We start from the raw sequence: 17,702 nt of genomic DNA, 5'->3' as shown, positions 1-17,702 counted from the left end.
CATGTTGTAAATAGATACTATTTAGTGAGTGGGTAAACATGAGCAAAAAATTAGAGCCGTATTTTTCTAAATCTAAAGCCCATATAAATTTTATAAAAGAATATCGTCCAACCTATTTTGACTCCATAACAAATAGCTTTGACCAAATGGAAAGTATCTATTGCCCAAGATTTCCATCATTGATCAAAAGTGACAATACTGTATGGCATCTATCTTCAAATTATTTCAATCACTTACTCATCGATGAGAAAAAAAGCACTGCTCTATTAGAGTCTGTTGCATCAGACTTAATAGATTTTTTAAGATTCTTAGAGGAAAATGAATTAGATATCTTGCACCTCCCTCCTAAGCCTGAAAAAAGAGTGACTTATCTATTCCATACATCACTTTTGCAAAGGATAAGACTTGGTTTAATTTCACCAAGCACTGCTCGTCAACGGATGAATAGAATTTTACGTTTTTATGATTTCTTAATTGCAGAAAATGTATTTACCCCTGATGAATTAAAGAATCGACCATATGAAAAAATTAAAACCTATGTGTCATGCATTACTTCTTCAGGTGAAATTTATACAAAACAGGTGAATAGTTCAAATCTGAAAATTCGGCATAGTCCAAATCCTCGATATGGAAATGAAATTATCGATGGTGGAAGACTTCACCCACTTTCTACGATTGAACAGCAAATTTTTCTTCAATATTTAGAACAATATGCTTCTAGAGATTTTCAACTTATTTGCTATATAGCTCTATACACTGGGGCAAGATTACAAACTATCTGTACGTTAAGAGCATTTCATATAAAAGAGTTACTTACTAAACAAATGCTGAATAGTACTGATGATACCTACAGCATTCGAATAGGCGGAAAATCAATTATTGATACTAAGGGTGGCTATGAACACAATTTAAAAGTACCAGCATGGTTAATCAAAGATATAGATCAATATTTAAGCTCTGAATCTTGGAAGAAAAGAGCATCACAGAGCCTTTATAAAGTTAAAGATGAAAATTACGTCTTTCTTACTAAACATGGAAACCCATACTACACATCCATCAAAGAAATTGAGGATCGTAATCTTCAATTATTTTCAAAAGAAATAAAGTCTTCAATACATAGAGGTAATGCAGCCAGACAAGCACTGACTAAATTGATTGATCCTAGACAGTATCGTGGACAATCGATCCCTCTAAATTCTTGAAATATTTCTGTTCAAAGGCTTCTGGACTTAACCAGCCGTTTGCAGAATGCCTTCTGACCCGATTGTAATAAATCTCAATATAATCAAACAAGACCGCATTCGCCTCTTTTCGAGTCGAAAACACACTGCCATGTACCACATGACCTTTTAATGTATGAAAGAAGCTTTCAGTCACTGCATTATCCCAACAGTTTCCACGTCTAGACATACTCTGAGTACAATCATTTTTCAGTAACAGCGCTCTAAAATCACGACTACAGTACTGTGAGCCTTGGTCCGAATGAACCATAACACCAGTTGGATAACCCTGACGAGCCATTGCATAGTTAAACGTATCACACACCAACTGGCGGTCTATTCGATGGCTGGTTTGCCACCCCACGATACGACGGCTAAATAAATCTAGCATCACACATAAATACAACCAACCTTCTTTAGTGCGGATATAGGTAATGTCTGTTGTCCAGACTTTATTAGGCTGAGTAACTGTAAATTGGCGATCCAACAAGTTGGGTGCTGTAGGCAAACGATGGGTTGAATCAGTCGTATGCTTGTATTTACGCGCAATCCTGCTACGTAAACCAAGCTTTTTTAGCATCCTTCCAATAGTACGTTCGCTCATGTTGTAACCTAAATCATGCATGTCATGTACTAATGAAGGTGCACCCAATCGTGCATGATGCTGCCAATATACGGCTTTTAAGTCATTATATTTCTGTGCCGTATTGGCTTGACGTTTTCGCCAGGCATAATAGCCTGAAGTGCTGACACCTAGGTATTTACAGGCAGAAGATACGGTGACTTCATTCATATCTAGATCTTGAATTACCGTGTACTTTTCTTGGCATGATCTGTTAGAAAGTACACATGCGCTTTTTTTAAGATGTCATTGGCTTCCTTGAGCTGTTTGACTTCTTTCTCTAATTCCACGATCCGCTGTTGTTCTGGTGAAAGTTGACGTTTGCTTGAACCTGCCGGATTGGTTTCACGAATCCATTTATCTAATGTTGAATAACCCACACCTAATTTCTGGGCGATTGCAGCTACAGACTCGTGTGAGTTTGAAAGTGCATAATCAATCGCTTGCTGTTTAAATTCGGGACTAAAACGTTTAGCCATTTCTTGAATCTCCAAAGATTAAAGTTACGTTATCTTTAGAGGGACGTGCTGTCCATTATTTTGTCTAGGATCATGCTTCTGAAAATTTCATAAGAGGAGGTTCCAATAGGTAATCCATCTAAAATAAGTAATCTACAAGAATCACCAGCTAGATCAATACCGTCATATCTATTTGATAATATGATTGGTTTATCTGCCTCCCTCTTAATTAGTGCCTCTATACCTTGATTGATATTATCTTTATTAAGAACATAACCATAGTCACTCCATTTTTCAGCTTTTACATCAGATGGTGTTAAAACTAAACAACCGACTTTTCTAGTCTGGGCTTTACTAAAAAGTCGATTTATCGTTTCTGGTAGAATTTCATCTGGCATGAAAATCATTCTTTCCCCAATACCAGCTAAAGATCTATTTTTAATGACTGATTCAATAGATTGCTTGCTTACATCAAAACTTCTTATAAGTTCACTATCATCTGCAATTGTAGCAGACATAAAAACTCTTCTAGAACATTCACTAAAAGATGGAAAACTTTCTAATATTGGTAAAATAGGTGTAATTGTAATCGCATTATGGCTTATAAGTACGTGGCAATACTTTAAATTATCCCTAATTAAGCTCCATGCAAATTCATTTGAGAAATTTTTACTCAAATCAGATACTAAAAGAGTATATTTATCAAGCCAATCCCAGTAAGGTATTTCCAGTACATTTGATGTATCTTGACCTGACACCATCTCTTCGAATGTCACTATTTTATCTATCTTTTCAAAAGCATTATAAAATAGCTCTACAAATTTAATATATAGTTCATTATTTTTGATTTTATCAATACTTAAAGTATATACATCTCTTATGATAGAAAAAGCACTGTGCGCATCATCAAGTATTATCCCTCCCAAATTAACAAAATCACGAGTTACACCTTTAACACCAAACTTACTTTTACCATTAAACAAACAATTATAATTACATACCATAGAGGTGGTCCCACTTGTTTGAACAACTAAAAGCGTATTTATAAGTGATATTCCGCTCTAGTTAAGCCACCTTGTTTTGTTGGGGTAGCTGATCATAGTAAAACTCATTTGGTGTCATTTTGTCTAGACTCGAATGAGGTCGTTTCAAATTATAAAACTCAAAATATGCACTTAATTGCTTTTTCGCATCTGTGACACTGCTATAAGCTTTGAGATACACCTCTTCATATTTAACGCTCCGCCATAATCGTTCAACCATCACATTATCTACCCATCGACCTTTACCATCCATACTGATTTGAATGCCATTTGATTTCAATACATCAATAAATGCATCACTGGTAAACTGGCTGCCTTGGTCTGTATTAAATATTTCAGGTCGACCATATTTTTCAATCGCTTCATTTAAAGCCGAAATACAAAAATCCACCTCCATACTAATCGATACCCTATGCGCAAGTACCTTGCGGCTATGCCAATCAATCACAGCACATAAATAAACAAAGCCTTTTGCCATAGGGATATACGTTATATCCGTAGACCACACTTGATTACTGCGCTGAATAGCCAACCCTTTGAGCAGATATGGATATTTACGGTGAGCTTGATTAGCCTGGCTTAAATTTGGTTTGCAATATAACGCCTGAATACCCATTTTCTTCATTAAAGTACGTGTATGACGTCGTCCTATATGATGTCCTTGACGATTCAACAAATCACGCATCATACGACTGCCTGCAAAAGGATATTGCATATGTAATTCATCAATACATCGCATCAGCTTCAGATCTGATGCACTCACAGGTTTTGGGCGATAGTAATAACAACCACGGGAGACTTTCAGCAGCTTAGCTTGCTTAGATACTGAAATCTGAAGTGAGTCGTCGATTAACTTTTGTGGTTGAAGCGGCCCAGTTTCTTCAACACACCTTCTAAAAAATCAATTTCTAATGCCTGCTCACCGATTTTTGCATGTAGTTTTTTTAGATCGATGGGTGGTTCTGTTGGAGCTTTTGATTGATCGAAAGCTTGCGAGGAAGCTGAGATCAATTGATTTTTCCAGTCAATAATTTGGTTTTGATGAACATCAAACTCAGCACTCAATTCAGCAAGTGTTTTTTCTGCTTTAATCGCAGCAAGTGCTACCTTAGCTTTAAAATCATTTGAATGATTTCTTCTTGGTCTACGTGCCATAAAATACTCCATATATTGATGTTTATAACATCATTTGAGGAGCAGAATATCACTTATAGGAGTTGTTCAAATTTACGGATCCATCTCTCCATTATTGATTTAGAATTTAGAAAATCTCTAGATAGAGGTGCTCCTTTAATATACTCGCATACAGGAAAATTCATCATCCGAGCCTTTTCCAATGTTTGCTCAACCAATTGATTGTTAACACATAAATATACTACAGGTTTTTTAGACTCATTTAAAATTGATTTTGCAATCAGTAAACCAACTAGAGTTTTACCTCCTCCAGTGTGGAGTTTAAGAATATTATCTTTATTCTCTCGTTTAAAGAACCAATCCCTAAGTACATCTGCCTGACTACTATATAGATCATTAAATCCAAGAGGTTTCGGCATTTCCCTAAAAATTTCAATTGGATCTATAATTTCTTTTTGTGAAAAATCATTATCTAATGCTGAAAAATCGATCATCCCCGCCCTCTTTATCTTCTACTAAAAATTAAATTATTTAAAATTAATTATTGATTAATGTTATTTACATGAAATTTAATATGATCTTCAATAAAACTAGCTATAAAATAATAACTATGATCATATCCATCTCTCATGTTTAAAGTAACTGGATAGTCTTTTTCTCTACAGACATTTGCTAAGATTTCAGGCTTCAACTGTTCTTTTAGGAAAGCATCTTCACTACCTTGATCAACTAAAATAGGCATCTTCACGGAACTGGATTTGATTAGCTCGACAGCATCATAGTCAGACCATAAAGCCTGATCAGTACCAAGATAAGCAGTAAATGCCTTTTGACCCCAAGGAACTTGAGAAGGTGCAACAATTGGAGAGAAAGCAGAAATACTCTTATAGATCTCAGAATTTCTTAACCCTATGACTAATGCCCCATGTCCACCGGCACTATGCCCCATAATGCTTTGAACTTTATTTGTCGGGAAACTATTATCTATTAAGGTTCTTAATTCATGGAGAATATAGTCATACATTCTATAATTTTCTAACCACGGCTGTTGAGTTGCGTTCAAGTAAAAGCCTGCGCCTTGACCTAGATCGTAATTTTCATCATCTGGTACCCCCTCACCTCTTGGACTCGTGTCAGGCGCAACAATAATCACTTTATGTTCAGAGGCATATTTTTGTGCTCCTGCTTTTGTAATAAAGTTTTGTTCATTACATGTAAGACCTGAAAGCCAATAAATTACAGGGAGTTTTTCATTATTATCATGTGGTGGAATATAAATTGAAAAATTCATTGAACACTTCAATACCTTCGACTCGTGCTTATATACTTCCTGCCAACCGCCAAATGAAGCATGTCTTTCTAATCTTTCCACGAATAAATACTCCAATAATTTTAATTACTGAATATAGTAGCGTGGATATAAAAAGTATGGAATTTTTAATAAGAAAATTTGATCTATTCTGCTGAAATATGGATTTTTTTATGGAATTTTTAACTTAGTTATTAAAACTTATAAAAATCAACAAACTAAAATATTTTCCATATTTTCAAAAAAACATTGTTTTGAATGCCCAAATATACCAATCGCATCAGATTGAATAGTAAGCGCTTTAATCACTAAAGGATATAATTCATTGGTGATAAAGCTTTCCATTTGGAAATGTTCAGCCCACGGTGCTTGTGTTGCATTGAGATAAAAACCTGCACCTTGTCCTAAGTCCCAAGAATCACCTTGAGCCACATTTTCACCACGCGGTGAAGTATCTGGTGCAATTAAAATCAGACCCAATTGAGAAGCCAAACGCTGCGCATGTGCTTTGATAATAAAGGTTTCTTCGGTACAGGTTAAACCTGCTAAATAAAATAATGCAGGGCATTTTTGCCCTTTTAAAGCTTGAGGCGGAATATACGCTGAAAATTTAGTAAGCCCTTTTAAATGAGTGGACTGTAATTGGTAAATACGTTGTTCACCGTCAAAACAGATATTTTTACTCAAAAGTTCCATGTCTTGATTATTCCCTCAATAGATTTTTTTTCAATCATGATCCTATGATCTATTCTCAGTACGATCATAGATCTAAATTTCATGACAACAGTGCATAACAACTTTAGATCGATATTAAAAGATAAAGGTTAAATTTCGATATAAGTAAAACATAACGAAAATGACTGCAAGCTCTCTGATCAATGTGATCTTCATTTCAGCACACATTTTAAATTATGGTGCCTTCACAAGCTGATTCTGCGGAGCGTCTAACTTTATATTTTGAGATTGAGCGGTGGTCACAACACCTTGTTGCGGAAATAGACGCTGTTCCAACTGAGGCAACATCATTTCCATATTTTTACCAATCACCCATTGTGGTTCTGAAGGATCAAAACCTTGCGCACTTTCCCATTTTGCTACAGTTTCAGAAGCTTCTTGGAATGCACCTTTTAAAGTACTTTGTTCGCGCATTGCTTGATCGAAGAAAGCTCGACCAAAATAAGTATAATCCGCTTCATTTGAACAGCCAAATGATGCACGATCTGCAGCTGATGCTGTAATGATCAAGGTATCTGGAGATTGTAATGCGGATACAAAACTACCTGAGTAGCATGCAGAAATCACGATCACTTTCCAACGAATGCCTGATTTGTCTAAAGCATCTCTTAGCCATTTCGGATCAACATCATCCAAATCAATCGGTTCATTTTCTAACTCAAAACGATTCGGCAAACCATGTGATGTCATATATAAAAATAACACATCACTCTCACGATTCATTTGCTGACCAATACGACGTAAGGCAAGATCAATACTGGTCTTAGATGCAATTGGTGTCTTATCAATACTTTCAGGGTTATTCACCAATTCAAGAGAACGCCCAAAAGTACCGAAACGCGTATCAAATTGTTCTTTAATTCGATCAATTTCAAATTTAAACACATCTTGATAACTTGCCCCTGCAACACCTAAGAAATACCAATGGGTTTGCGCAAATTCTCCAAATTGAACTTGTTCCAAAGCTTTATTGAGTAAAGGCGCTTGGGCATAAAATGCGTTTTCAGTAATACTTGGCGGAACTTCTTCAACTTTCCAAATCGGCTGTTCTTTAATCGAAACTTGCCAAACAGATAAAGTAAAGAATGTCGCCACAAGAATCAGTGCACGCTCCCACCACGGCCATTGTAATTCACGTGCAAAAACCCAAACCACAGCAAGGCTTTGCCAAACAAACAAGACAACAAACAGTATAGGAATAAAGCTATAAAGAAAATTGGGTAAGAGGTCTTGATCACCGAGATATTGGATCAGACATTGAAACAGCATGATGTGGGTATCAAGTACTAACCATAACAAAGCTGGTACTAGCATCAAACGCGGATTATTGGTTCGTTGAGATAAGAAGATCCCAACAATCAATGCAATAAACGGCCACAGCGCATAGCTAACCAAACCTTGACGGTTGAAAACACCACCATCCCCTGCGACCAACCAACTGAATAAAGTGTTGGCACAGCCACCCAACAGTCCCCAAAAAATTAACTGGAGAATAGACGGTCGAACAATTTGTAAAGACTTTCGCGACCCTAGAAATAACCACAATCCTGCACGTTGGTTACTTTTTAAATCATGCCAGAAGTTAATTGAGGGTTTGAGGTCTATCATAAAGATTCTGTTAAGGCGGTGGCTTCAATCAGCCTAACTAGTTTAGGCTTGGCTAAAAAATTATCAATGCTTGATTTAACTATATATCAATAATTCGACTATTATTGAAACAGTTACCAAATTACTCAACAATCTTGTCAACAAATGCGCTGTTAAAATATGCATCAAAACGACAAGCATCACCTAGCCATTGATGATCCGTCGATTGATCATTTAAAAATATAGCTAATCTAGGACGTTTTACCACAACTCGCTTGGCGATTTGTTGAGCTAAGACTAAAAGATGATCCCCTAAATCCATTTCGCCATCTTCGGGTAAAAGCATATGTAACAATTGCATTTGTTTTTTCACTTGCGCTTGTTTTTTTATGGCTTGTTGGTTCTGATCACGTTGCGGAAACATCGGATCTAAATAGACCACATCGACAGTTTTATGCTCATCAATGTGTTGTTGCAAGTAAGTATTTGAATCAGAAAAGACCAAATGGATGCGACTGACCACTTTACTGAGAAAAGGATCTGATTCAGCTTGCTTTTTTGAATCTTCGAGTAAGGTAAAAAGAATAGGATGACGTTCAATCAAGGTCACATTTGCACCCAAATGCGCCATCAATAATGTGTCATGTCCAAGACCCGCAGTCGCATCAATTAAGCTAGGCTTTTCTGAAATATTACACGCACGTGCAATCATTTCAGATTTTAAACTGGCTCTTTTTAAACGCGGAATTTCAGCTTTCCAGTCCGGCTGCATTTTCATGCCATTGGCACTTAAACTAAGCCCTGCATCATCGACACACAGCGCCATCTCAGGATTTAATCTCAAAAAACGTGCATTTAACTTTTCAACGATTTCAATGTTTACAACGACCCCACGTAAAGAAAGCACAGTTTGATAAGACTGTGCTTTCTGAATAAATGTGGTTTCAGTAAATAAGCGAATTTCGCTTACCATAATTTCCAACCTGTTAATGCAAACAATAAAATAATTAAACCTGATGCGATGCGATACCAAGCAAACACCATGAAATCACGTTTAGCCACGTACGCCACTAAAACACGAATCAGAATCAAAGCAGAAACAAAAGAAACCAATGTACCAAAAGCTAAAACAACCCAATCTTGTGTCCCTTGGAAAACATGATAGCTTTGATATAAATCCAATAATCCTGCACCGACAATCACAGGAATACCAAGGAAGAAAGAAAACTCTGTTGCAGCTTTACGTGAAACACCTAGCATCATTGCACCGATAATAGTTGCACCTGAGCGTGATGTACCGGGTACAAGTGCTAAAACTTGTATCAAACCAATATAAATCGCTTCTTTAATGGAAATATTATCAACTTCTTGAGCATTTACTTTTGGCGGATTTTTCTCTACCCACCAAATAATTAAACCACCAATAATCAACCCTAATGCAATGGAAATATCATTAAACAAATAGGCTTTTACCGCTTGTCCAAATGTTAGCCCCACCAACATGATTGGAATAGACGCAAGGATTAAACTAATCCCTAAATGACGACCTTTAGGTTCACCAGAAACTAGTCCAGTGGCTGCTCCCCAAAGCTTTGCCCAGTATTCATAAATAACCGCTGCAATCGCGCCCATTTGAATCGCAATGACAAAAACATCACTTTTTTCTTTGGTCCAAAAGTTCATTAATTCTGAGGCAAGAATTAAATGCCCTGTACTTGAAATAGGTAAGAATTCAGTAATACCTTCAACAATACCCATGATGGCTGCTTTAAGAAGCAGTAAAAGATCCATGTTAAATCCTAAAATATTAAAGCTATAAAACTATTATGGTTTGCCTTGTTCTGGAATTTTTTTCCATGCATTATCACGTAAATATACAGGTAAGGCGAGTTCAGCGCTGAACCATTGCTTTTCAATTGCATCTTGACGAGCAATCGTTGCAATATCTTCAGCAGTTGCAGTAATGCCTTGAAACTCTATTGCATCAGCCTTAATTAAAGCTGAACCAGAACCAATTAAAGTATATTTTTGGTACTCAGCAGCTTGCTGATAATCTAATAATTTTTCTTCATCTACAAGTTGCATAATGTTATTTTGATCAAGCTTAAAACTTGCGATATACACTTCATGCATACGTGCATCTAATACAGCCGTGACTTCAACCAATTGAGCATCACGATAAGCCGCCTGCGCCAATGCTTGCAAGGTTGAAACGGGTATCACAGGAATATCATTTGCCCATGCCAAAGCTTGAGTCACTGCCGCATTGATTCGCACACCACTGAAAGAACCAGGTCCACGACTAAATGCAATCGCGGTTAATTGTGAATTTTCAATTTGGTTTTCAGCAAAACCTTGCTCAATCATCGGCAGAATAGTTTGAGTTTGTGCCTTTGCTCGCGTATCGAGTTGAAAATAAAGTGTTTGAGTTTCATCAACAAGTGAAACGGAACACTGCTCATTGGCAGTTTCCAACGCCAGCAATTTCATGCACAACCTTAATGTATTAAAAATGCAGTTATGATACTCCACTCATCTCAATAAAACGAGGATTTAGAGATAAACTCAATCAGAGAAATTTACAAGATTTTGCTAAAATAATAAAAGCCAAGTATCAATACTTGGCTTTCAATAAAGATCTAAATGCATTCATTGAGTCAACATTCACTCAAATGTAAATTCTTCTAAATCTACGAAGTTCTTATAATGTTCTGCATAATGTAAAGCACTCATTTTCAACATGGCTTCGGCATTTTCATCCAAAGTACGTATGACTTTGCCTGGTGAGCCTACCACTAAGGAATTATCAGGAATAACTTTGCCTTCTGGAATCAAACTATTTGCACCAATAATACAATTTTTTCCGATCACAGCATTGTTCAATACAACTGCATTGATCCCAATCAAACTATTATCACCAATCGTGCAACCATGTAGCATCGCCTGATGCCCAATCGTGACATAGTCACCCACTGTCAGTTCTATCCCTGTATCCGTATGCAAGACTGCATTTTCTTGTACATTACTAAAATTACCGATATGAATTTTTGAGTTATCAGCACGCACTACAGCACCAAACCAAACACTGACTTGCTGACCTAGCTCAACCTGCCCAATCACTGTCGCATTGTCCGCAATCCATCCATCAAATGGAGCATGCAAAACCTTTGGCGCATAACCTTTAAATTTATACATCATAACCTATTCATTCCTTTCATCGGTTGTATTAGAGCGCTTGTGTTGCAAGCTCATATCTTATTTTTTATTTAAAATTTCTGATTTGAATGACGGTGAATTCAATAAAAAAGGCCAATTTTTTTGATAATCCAAACCATACTTAAACAACGCCATTAAAATTCGTGCGGTCAAACCCCAAATGATTTCATTTTCTATTCTTAGGCTTGGAAAATAAACAGACTGATGTGCAAGACGAACTTCATAAGGAATCGGCTGTGATTCCATCATTTTTTTTAACGGTGCATAAAAAATTCGGTCAATTTCTGAGGGTTGAGCTATCAGCTGAACATCGGGTGGAATCAAACCTACGATCGGCTTTACCGTCAGACCGCTTTTAGCACGCTCCATCGGAAGATCGCCAATCAGTTTGACATCAAAGGGATTCAGTGCTGTTTCTTCCCATGCCTCGCGCAAAGCGACCACGATATTACTGGTATCATTTGGGTCACGTTTTCCACCTGGAAAAGATACTTCTCCTGCATGATTGTTCAAATAGGCAGAGCGTCGTGTGAGCAATATTTTAGGATCAGCTTCTTGCGTAATTGCAATAAGTACTGCTGCTTTGGCTGGATGTGTTTTTGTGCCAAAACGAAGACGATTTTGCAACATTTGCGTTAACTCATAATCCTGCATGGACAACCACTCACTCCTTTTTGTTATTCCTCCATCATATATGAAATTTTATGGATAAGGCTATAAATGATGCGAAAGTAGAAATTTTCAGTTATGCTGAGCCATCACATATTTTTCAATGAAGCTTATGAGTTTTTGTACTGCTTGTGGTCATACAACTATAGAAAAAATTCCCTTAGGTGATCAAAAAGTCCGTAAAGTCTGTACAAACTGCGGTACCATTCATTACGTCAACCCAAAAGTGATTTGTGGTGCGTTGGCTGTTTGGGAAAATAAAGTCTTACTTTGCCGTCGTGCAATTGAACCTCGTTATGGATTATGGACACTTCCAGCAGGTTATATGGAATTGTTTGAAACCATGGAACAAGGCGCTGCTCGTGAAACACGCGAAGAAGCCGAAGCCGAAGTGGAAATTGAGCAGCTTTATTGCATGTATAACATTCCTCGTATTGGTCAGATTTATGTTCTATTTAAGACAACCATTAAAGATGGTGTCTTTGGTGCGGGTGATGAAACCATTGAAAGTCGTCTTTTTGAAGAGCATGAAATCCCATGGAATGATTTGGCTTTTCCAAGTGTAGAACGCACCTTAAGACATTATTTTGAAGATCGGAAAAACAATCTCTTTCCAATGCATTTAGAAACTTTAGGTACACGTTTAGATCATACTGGTTAATGACTTTACCTATTAATGGACTTTCCATCGTAGTAATAAATAAACCCTCTATTGAGGGTTTATTTATTTTCAAGTCTAATTACTTCGTTTTAATCGCATAACACTTCGGCACACTTACAGTTATAGCCCCAGAAACACGCTTAGCAATTTCTTTCTGCTCATCAGTTAATTTATCTTTATTCGCATCTGCACCATTAAAAACAGTCTGGTAAACAGCTTGCAAATTAATCCACGTAGCAGGAATCGTTGTATTTCCATTCCAACTGGTAATATTTAGACCATTTACATTCTGATCATTAATCAACCTTTGAAGATTCAGACGAATACCACCAGATCTAATAGCTACTTTACTTAAATCTGTATCTGAGCTTACAGGTGTTGGTGAAACGACAAGAGATTCATTTAGACCAACTAATGCTCCATCAAGACTACCAAAAACTGGATTCGCTAAAATCATACGCATGGTGATAGACTTCTCAACGCTTCCATTGATATAGGCAGTACCAGTCGTCCCTATACGATATTGCTGTACACCTGTTCCTTGATCTACATATGTTGTAGGATCTACATCATTACAAGTGTCTGAATTTAATGCTCCAGCAACACCCAAATTGGTTCGAACATCACCATTTTCATCAATTACAATACCCAAAGTTTGTGAATTCGGCTTCACTTCCTTATTATCGAAAGTAAAAGTAAGGTTTGCATACAATGGGAAATAATATTTATCACCCGTTTTCACAGTATTCTTAGTAAGGAATACTTTCTTGTCTAAATAGTTTGCTGGATTTGTTTTATAGATGTCGATACCACCTGAAAGTTGATCTCCATTCAAATTTTGACGCCATTTTCCATAGATTGTCGTATCTGTCGGCCCAGTCGTTGATCCACTTGCTTGCTTGTACATATATTCTGTACCCGTCACATTGGTATCATTAATCAACTTCCCTTGATAGACCTCTAACTTATCAGTTGAACTTGAATTGGCTTGGAAAACTAAAGGTTTCGTTATTCTCTTGGTTAATGGACTAATCCAATCTTGCTGTGCATTTACATTAAGCTTTTGTGGAGATACTTGATTAATCAGTAAAAATTTTAGCAATGAATCTGAAATAGCACTACCTTCAATTTTTTGAGGAATCCCCACCCACTGCATAGCATATCCAGTGGTATAGCCTTGGCGGTCAGTGACTAAATACATATTTGCAATAGATTCATTTTTAGTATTTAAATCACTCTTACCTGTAAAGCCTTGTATATCAACACTATTGGTACTAAAAATCAGGAAGTTTGTTGCGTAGATATTCACTAAAGATTGCTTCACTAATTTCTGAGCAACTTTTTCAGCTTCTGCTTCACTGATGATACTAACATCAACCCACGGCTTTAATTTCGTAACATAACTACCATCAAGAAAATCAGTGACACTAACATCTTCTGCTAATAGTTTAAGATCATTCTTTTTACTAGATAACAGTTCATAAGGTTGTATATCACCAACTTGATTCGCTTCTTGATTAACACCCAGCGCTTGGAAAACACGTACTAAGCCCACCATAACTTTATACGTACTGTCATCCATCGTCATGGTTAATGGATCTTTGCCTGTCATCGCACTTGCAATATCAATTAAACCAATTGTAGCAGGTTGCCCTGTTACTTTTAATGGACGTATTTTTGCTAAATCGACATCGCCTAAACTTATCTTACGGCTGGAATCCTCACCTTGAAGATAGAATTTGACTTTATCACCAACCAAACAACCACCTGATGCCAAACCGCCTTCTTCGTCCGTCATAAAATGGTTAATTTTATCTGAGCTACAATCGAAATTCAGTCCTTCGACAGGATAATCTACAAAAAAACCAGAACACTTATCAGTTGTATTCGCATCACAACCATTGCTAGTGGTTACTACACCTTTATAAGGATCTTCATGTACCGTTGTTTTTTCACCACCACATCCAACTAATGCGAGTGTCAAACCCGATAACAAAAAAGGGGCTAAAAATTTATTGTTCATCTCGTATTCCTTACTGAATTACACTCAGCTTAATTTGTCCATGATTTGTAAGCTGCTTATTGTCCGCATCTACAGCTGAGGATAATGGTGTTAAAAACATATATGTTGCATTTTCTGGCTTTCTTAAAATACCTTCCATTGCTGCATATTGTGTATTGTTGTCATCTGATTCTTCATTTTTAAAGCCGCTAACACCTTCAATAACACAACCTTGTTGATCTAGAAAAACAACTAAAGGCCAATAATATGTCTGTACTTTTGAAGAAGATGCATAAGATGTCAAGAGTACATTTTGTACCTGACTATCTAATTTTACGACTTCATAAGCAAAATGTTCTTTGATCGGTGCAACTGGCCAAAGACCAAGTTCTTGATTTTTTATAGATAAGCTTTTAGCTTTTGCAACTTTTTTTCCAGTAAAGCAAGCTTGTTCTAAATTTTTAACAACATCATCTTTTGGCAATCTAAAGTAATGAGTAGAAAGTACGACAGCTTTATGTTCTTGAGGTTCTGACTTATTTCTAATCCGATCCAAAAGGCTTGCACTCACACCTTTTTGTCGCTCGACAGTTTCATAACGACCATGTACAGCCCCTGCTTCTGGCGTCATATAGAAGCGTTTTTTACCTTCTAAATTGAATTCACGATCTTCTAAATATTCATTATTAACATATTGAATACCATCAATTTCTGTAAAATTCTTGTTTTCAGTTACTGCTATTACATCTTTCTTTTCGTGAATGCGCGGTTGCTCAATGTTTTTTACTTCAACAGTCTTATTCTGAATACTCGGTGTAATTTCAGTACTTTTCACAGATTCGGGCAAGGCCTGCTGATATTGTTGCTGTTTTTTATCAGTGACATTTTTTTGTAGTTTTTGCTCTGAAATTGATTTAGATGGAACTATTTTTTGAACATACTGAGATGCTACTTGATTATTCTTTGCTTCAACAGCTACTTCTTGCTTAATCGGTGCTTCAGTCTGAACTTTGCTTGAATCATGCAATGGCTGCGTATCTTTTTCAATTTGTTTTGTATCTATTTCTTTTTTTACATCTGTATGTGATTCATGAAAAACTTGAGTTTGCCTCACTTTCTGATCCAATCGCTGCTCCAAGTTATTGTTATTTTTTTTTACCACACGTTGTAACTCATTATCTTCCTGTAGCTTTGGATTCTTTTGAGTAATTGCTTCTGGCTTTTTCTTTGGCTCAGTTTTTTGAACAATCATTGGATGTCCATCAGGCCCAATAATTGTATAAAAACCATCAGCATAAGAGGTCGCTGTGGCTAAACTTAAAGCTAACCACAACGAAGTAACAAGAATATTTTTTTCAACGTTTAAACGCATTACCATCTCGTTCTGTAGTTAATCCCTAAAAGAGTTACTTTGGTATTTGTTGATACATTTAATCCTGCATATGGATTCAATAATAAATTATCTACGCCTGTTTTATTGGCCATACTACTGGTATTCGCAGGAATATTATCTCGGCTACGTAAAAATGCGACTGATAAATCTATTTCTGTATCTTCATCAAAACGATACCCTAACCCTAAACCAAATAATTGTGCATTGTTAATTGGTACTAAAGTATTGCGCTTATCATCAGGAATTGCACTCGCACGAGGTTCATAGCCTGCACGTAATTTCAAACGATCATTTGCTGAATACTCAACCCCAACCCCCCAACTCCATGGTGACTGGAATCCGAGAGGAAGAGACAAAGAAGTATCTGTTACATTATTCGATAAAAGCTTAGCGATTTTTAAAGCTGAAATTTGTCGGTCAAAATCAAATTTAAATTTTTCCCAAGCTTTAAAATCGGTCCAGCCCACATCAAAATTAATCTGTAAATCAGGAAGTATTTTATATTTTATCCCACTTTGAAAATGTGCAGGATATTCTAAATCCATTGAAATTAAACCAGATTCTGTCGGAGGAACATAACCGGGGAAACCCAAAATCGCCGCTAAGATTTGACCTGTTGCAGAAGAGTTTAATCCTTTGATCAATTCACGCGGTGCATTTGCATTGTCTATAAAGTATTTACCTTTTAAACGCATTTTTGCAGGGCTTTGATAAACCATACCAAAACCAAAGTCATCCGTTGGTTCCCACATTAAACCTAAGTTATAACTTGGACTTAAACTCTGTTCCATTGATACTTGCATTTTACCAAATTGACCAAAAGGGTTCATTCCCTCATCAGCATTACAAATACCAAATAACAATAAATCAGTAATCGCATTGGAGTTATTTCGGAACGGATTACAAACAGATTCATCAATCATGCGTAGTACACCGATCATCTCGTTTGGAAATCTCAAATCCGTTTTCAATGCCATTGCGTTATATGACATACCAATGGAAGCGCCAATAGAAAGCTGATCACTGACTTGATAAGCCACCGATGGAGATAAATAAGTGATACGTTCTATTGCAACTTGTTGCCCTAAGAAGTTACCAGGATTACCGTCTTCTGAACCAAAGCCCGCAACCATCGGAGCATAAGCAGCGGTTGCATAAGTGAGTTTCGAACCTGGTGCGTTATATGAAATACCAGCTGTGGGAGCCATTACTGGCCAGCCAGGCCCCAAGTCCACAACTTTTTTCAAAATTGGAACATACAAACTTGCGTATTCAACATCACCGCTGACTGAATCTTTATAATCCGTACATAGGCTTGATGGATTTGAAGGTGAATCATTACAAATCAAAGGGTCATCTGAATAACCAAATACGTTATAACCAACAGGTGCTGAAAATTCCTTTTGAATATCAAAGTTCGCAATAATCCCTTGCACATCAGTTTGTAGCCCTTTGAGTTTGGTCAAACCTGCAGGGTTAAAGTGAATCGCACTAATACCTGGAGGATCTGCCGTTACCGCATTCCCCATCGTTAAAGAACGTATATCGACAGATAAGTTAAGCCCTAAATGCGCAAATACTTGAGGTGAACACCCAGTTAATAAAATAGCAGTCACTAATGGGCGTAAACGTATGTTTTTCATACCTTATACT

Annotated in this window: 16 protein-coding genes and 1 pseudogene; 2 read left to right on the top strand and 15 right to left on the bottom strand. The window is 36.8% G+C overall.

The features are described 5' to 3' along the window. Positions 1-38: 38 nt before the first annotated feature. Positions 39-1,202 carry a hypothetical protein gene (locus BEN71_RS04750; RefSeq protein ID WP_068974880.1) on the top strand — a complete coding sequence of 388 codons (1,164 nt, stop codon included), beginning with the start codon at positions 39-41 and terminating at the stop codon, positions 1,200-1,202. Here the strand turns inward: BEN71_RS04750 and BEN71_RS04745 are convergent. The 12 genes and pseudogenes from BEN71_RS04745 to BEN71_RS04690 form a co-directional block, all read right to left on the bottom strand. Then, positions 1,162-2,321, bottom strand: a protein-coding gene (locus BEN71_RS04745; RefSeq protein ID WP_117276768.1) for an IS3 family transposase whose coding sequence is annotated in 2 segments (ribosomal slippage) — positions 1,162-2,087 and positions 2,087-2,321 — 1,161 coding nt in all. Because the reading frame shifts where the segments join, the coding sequence is not laid out codon by codon here. The two genes, BEN71_RS04750 and BEN71_RS04745, sit on opposite strands and share 41 nt — an antisense overlap. Before the next feature lie 35 nt (positions 2,322-2,356). After that, complete coding sequence (locus BEN71_RS04740) at positions 2,357-3,304, bottom strand: hypothetical protein (RefSeq protein WP_068972737.1); 948 nt, start codon at positions 3,302-3,304, stop codon at positions 2,357-2,359. Between the two features lie 61 nt (positions 3,305-3,365). Further along, positions 3,366-4,498, bottom strand: a protein-coding gene (locus tag BEN71_RS04735; protein ID WP_223155595.1) for an IS3-like element ISAba14 family transposase whose coding sequence is annotated in 2 segments (ribosomal slippage) — positions 3,366-4,246 and positions 4,246-4,498 — 1,134 coding nt in all. Because the reading frame shifts where the segments join, the coding sequence is not laid out codon by codon here. A 53-nt stretch (positions 4,499-4,551) separates the two neighbouring features. Then, positions 4,552-4,971 carry a DEAD/DEAH box helicase family protein gene (locus BEN71_RS04730; RefSeq protein ID WP_068974005.1) on the bottom strand — a complete coding sequence of 140 codons (420 nt, stop codon included), beginning with the start codon at positions 4,969-4,971 and terminating at the stop codon, positions 4,552-4,554. Positions 4,972-5,018: 47 nt separating this feature from the next. Continuing rightward, a complete protein-coding gene (gene fghA / locus BEN71_RS04725; RefSeq protein WP_068974006.1) occupies positions 5,019-5,849 on the bottom strand; it encodes an S-formylglutathione hydrolase in 831 nt (276 codons plus the stop codon). A gap of 192 nt (positions 5,850-6,041) precedes the next feature. Further along, positions 6,042-6,482: pseudogene (locus BEN71_RS04720) on the bottom strand (alpha/beta hydrolase-fold protein); the annotation flags it as partial. Positions 6,483-6,695: 213 nt separating this feature from the next. Further along, complete coding sequence (locus BEN71_RS04715; RefSeq protein ID WP_068974007.1) at positions 6,696-8,129, bottom strand: C13 family peptidase; 1,434 nt, start codon at positions 8,127-8,129, stop codon at positions 6,696-6,698. Positions 8,130-8,250: 121 nt separating this feature from the next. Next, the gene (locus BEN71_RS04710; protein ID WP_068974008.1) at positions 8,251-9,081 is read right to left on the bottom strand and encodes a class I SAM-dependent methyltransferase; all 831 of its coding nucleotides are present in this window, start codon (positions 9,079-9,081) and stop codon (positions 8,251-8,253) included. Then, on the bottom strand, positions 9,075-9,899 hold the full coding sequence (locus tag BEN71_RS04705; RefSeq protein WP_068974009.1) for an undecaprenyl-diphosphate phosphatase: 825 nt from the start codon (positions 9,897-9,899) through the stop codon (positions 9,075-9,077). Before BEN71_RS04705 ends, BEN71_RS04710 begins: the two co-directional genes overlap by 7 nt. A 33-nt stretch (positions 9,900-9,932) precedes the next feature. Further along, the gene (gene tsaB, locus BEN71_RS04700) at positions 9,933-10,598 is read right to left on the bottom strand and encodes a tRNA (adenosine(37)-N6)-threonylcarbamoyltransferase complex dimerization subunit type 1 TsaB (RefSeq protein ID WP_068974010.1); all 666 of its coding nucleotides are present in this window, start codon (positions 10,596-10,598) and stop codon (positions 9,933-9,935) included. Positions 10,599-10,772: 174 nt separating this feature from the next. After that, positions 10,773-11,306: a gamma carbonic anhydrase family protein gene (locus BEN71_RS04695; RefSeq protein ID WP_068974011.1), complete on the bottom strand. Its 534-nt coding sequence runs from the start codon at positions 11,304-11,306 to the stop codon at positions 10,773-10,775. Between the two features lie 57 nt (positions 11,307-11,363). Continuing rightward, a complete protein-coding gene (locus BEN71_RS04690) occupies positions 11,364-11,978 on the bottom strand; it encodes a CoA pyrophosphatase (RefSeq protein WP_068974012.1) in 615 nt (204 codons plus the stop codon). Between the two features lie 127 nt (positions 11,979-12,105). Here BEN71_RS04690 and BEN71_RS04685 point away from each other — a divergent pair, with 127 nt between their 5' ends. Then, entirely contained in the window at positions 12,106-12,654 is a 549-nt protein-coding gene (locus BEN71_RS04685) for an NUDIX hydrolase (protein WP_068974013.1), read from the top strand. A 79-nt stretch (positions 12,655-12,733) separates the two neighbouring features. Here the strand turns inward: BEN71_RS04685 and filF are convergent, their stop codons facing one another. From filF to filD, 3 genes are read right to left on the bottom strand one after another with little or no spacing between them, the layout of a single operon-like run. Beyond that, positions 12,734-14,677: a putative pilus system protein FilF gene (gene filF / locus BEN71_RS04680; protein WP_068974014.1), complete on the bottom strand. Its 1,944-nt coding sequence runs from the start codon at positions 14,675-14,677 to the stop codon at positions 12,734-12,736. 10 nt (positions 14,678-14,687) lie between these two features. Beyond that, a complete protein-coding gene (gene filE, locus BEN71_RS04675) occupies positions 14,688-16,028 on the bottom strand; it encodes a putative pilus assembly protein FilE (protein WP_068974015.1) in 1,341 nt (446 codons plus the stop codon). Continuing rightward, complete coding sequence (filD, locus tag BEN71_RS04670) at positions 16,028-17,692, bottom strand: putative pilus system OmpP1/FadL family transporter FilD (RefSeq protein ID WP_068974016.1); 1,665 nt, start codon at positions 17,690-17,692, stop codon at positions 16,028-16,030. The genes filE and filD overlap by 1 nt, the downstream gene beginning before the upstream one ends. Positions 17,693-17,702: the final 10 nt, after the last annotated feature.

It is taken from the genome of Acinetobacter wuhouensis, from assembly GCF_001696605.3.
Classification (GTDB): Bacteria; Pseudomonadota; Gammaproteobacteria; order Pseudomonadales; family Moraxellaceae; genus Acinetobacter; species Acinetobacter wuhouensis.
This window is presented reverse-complemented; position numbering and strand designations above follow the sequence as displayed.

Coding starts and splice junctions, on each gene's coding strand:
- BEN71_RS04685 (WP_068974013.1), top strand. CDS start 12,106: ATGAGTTTTTGTACTGCTTGTGGTCATACAACTATAGAAAAAATTCCC.
- BEN71_RS04740 (WP_068972737.1), bottom strand. CDS start 3,304: ATGGTATGTAATTATAATTGTTTGTTTAATGGTAAAAGTAAGTTTGGT.
- BEN71_RS04690 (WP_068974012.1), bottom strand. CDS start 11,978: ATGCAGGATTATGAGTTAACGCAAATGTTGCAAAATCGTCTTCGTTTT.
- BEN71_RS04710 (WP_068974008.1), bottom strand. CDS start 9,081: ATGGTAAGCGAAATTCGCTTATTTACTGAAACCACATTTATTCAGAAA.
- BEN71_RS04715 (WP_068974007.1), bottom strand. CDS start 8,129: ATGATAGACCTCAAACCCTCAATTAACTTCTGGCATGATTTAAAAAGT.
- tsaB (WP_068974010.1), bottom strand. CDS start 10,598: ATGAAATTGCTGGCGTTGGAAACTGCCAATGAGCAGTGTTCCGTTTCA.
- BEN71_RS04705 (WP_068974009.1), bottom strand. CDS start 9,899: ATGGATCTTTTACTGCTTCTTAAAGCAGCCATCATGGGTATTGTTGAA.
- filD (WP_068974016.1), bottom strand. CDS start 17,692: ATGAAAAACATACGTTTACGCCCATTAGTGACTGCTATTTTATTAACT.
- filF (WP_068974014.1), bottom strand. CDS start 14,677: ATGAACAATAAATTTTTAGCCCCTTTTTTGTTATCGGGTTTGACACTC.
- filE (WP_068974015.1), bottom strand. CDS start 16,028: ATGCGTTTAAACGTTGAAAAAAATATTCTTGTTACTTCGTTGTGGTTA.
- BEN71_RS04695 (WP_068974011.1), bottom strand. CDS start 11,306: ATGATGTATAAATTTAAAGGTTATGCGCCAAAGGTTTTGCATGCTCCA.
- BEN71_RS04750 (WP_068974880.1), top strand. CDS start 39: ATGAGCAAAAAATTAGAGCCGTATTTTTCTAAATCTAAAGCCCATATA.
- BEN71_RS04730 (WP_068974005.1), bottom strand. CDS start 4,971: ATGATCGATTTTTCAGCATTAGATAATGATTTTTCACAAAAAGAAATT.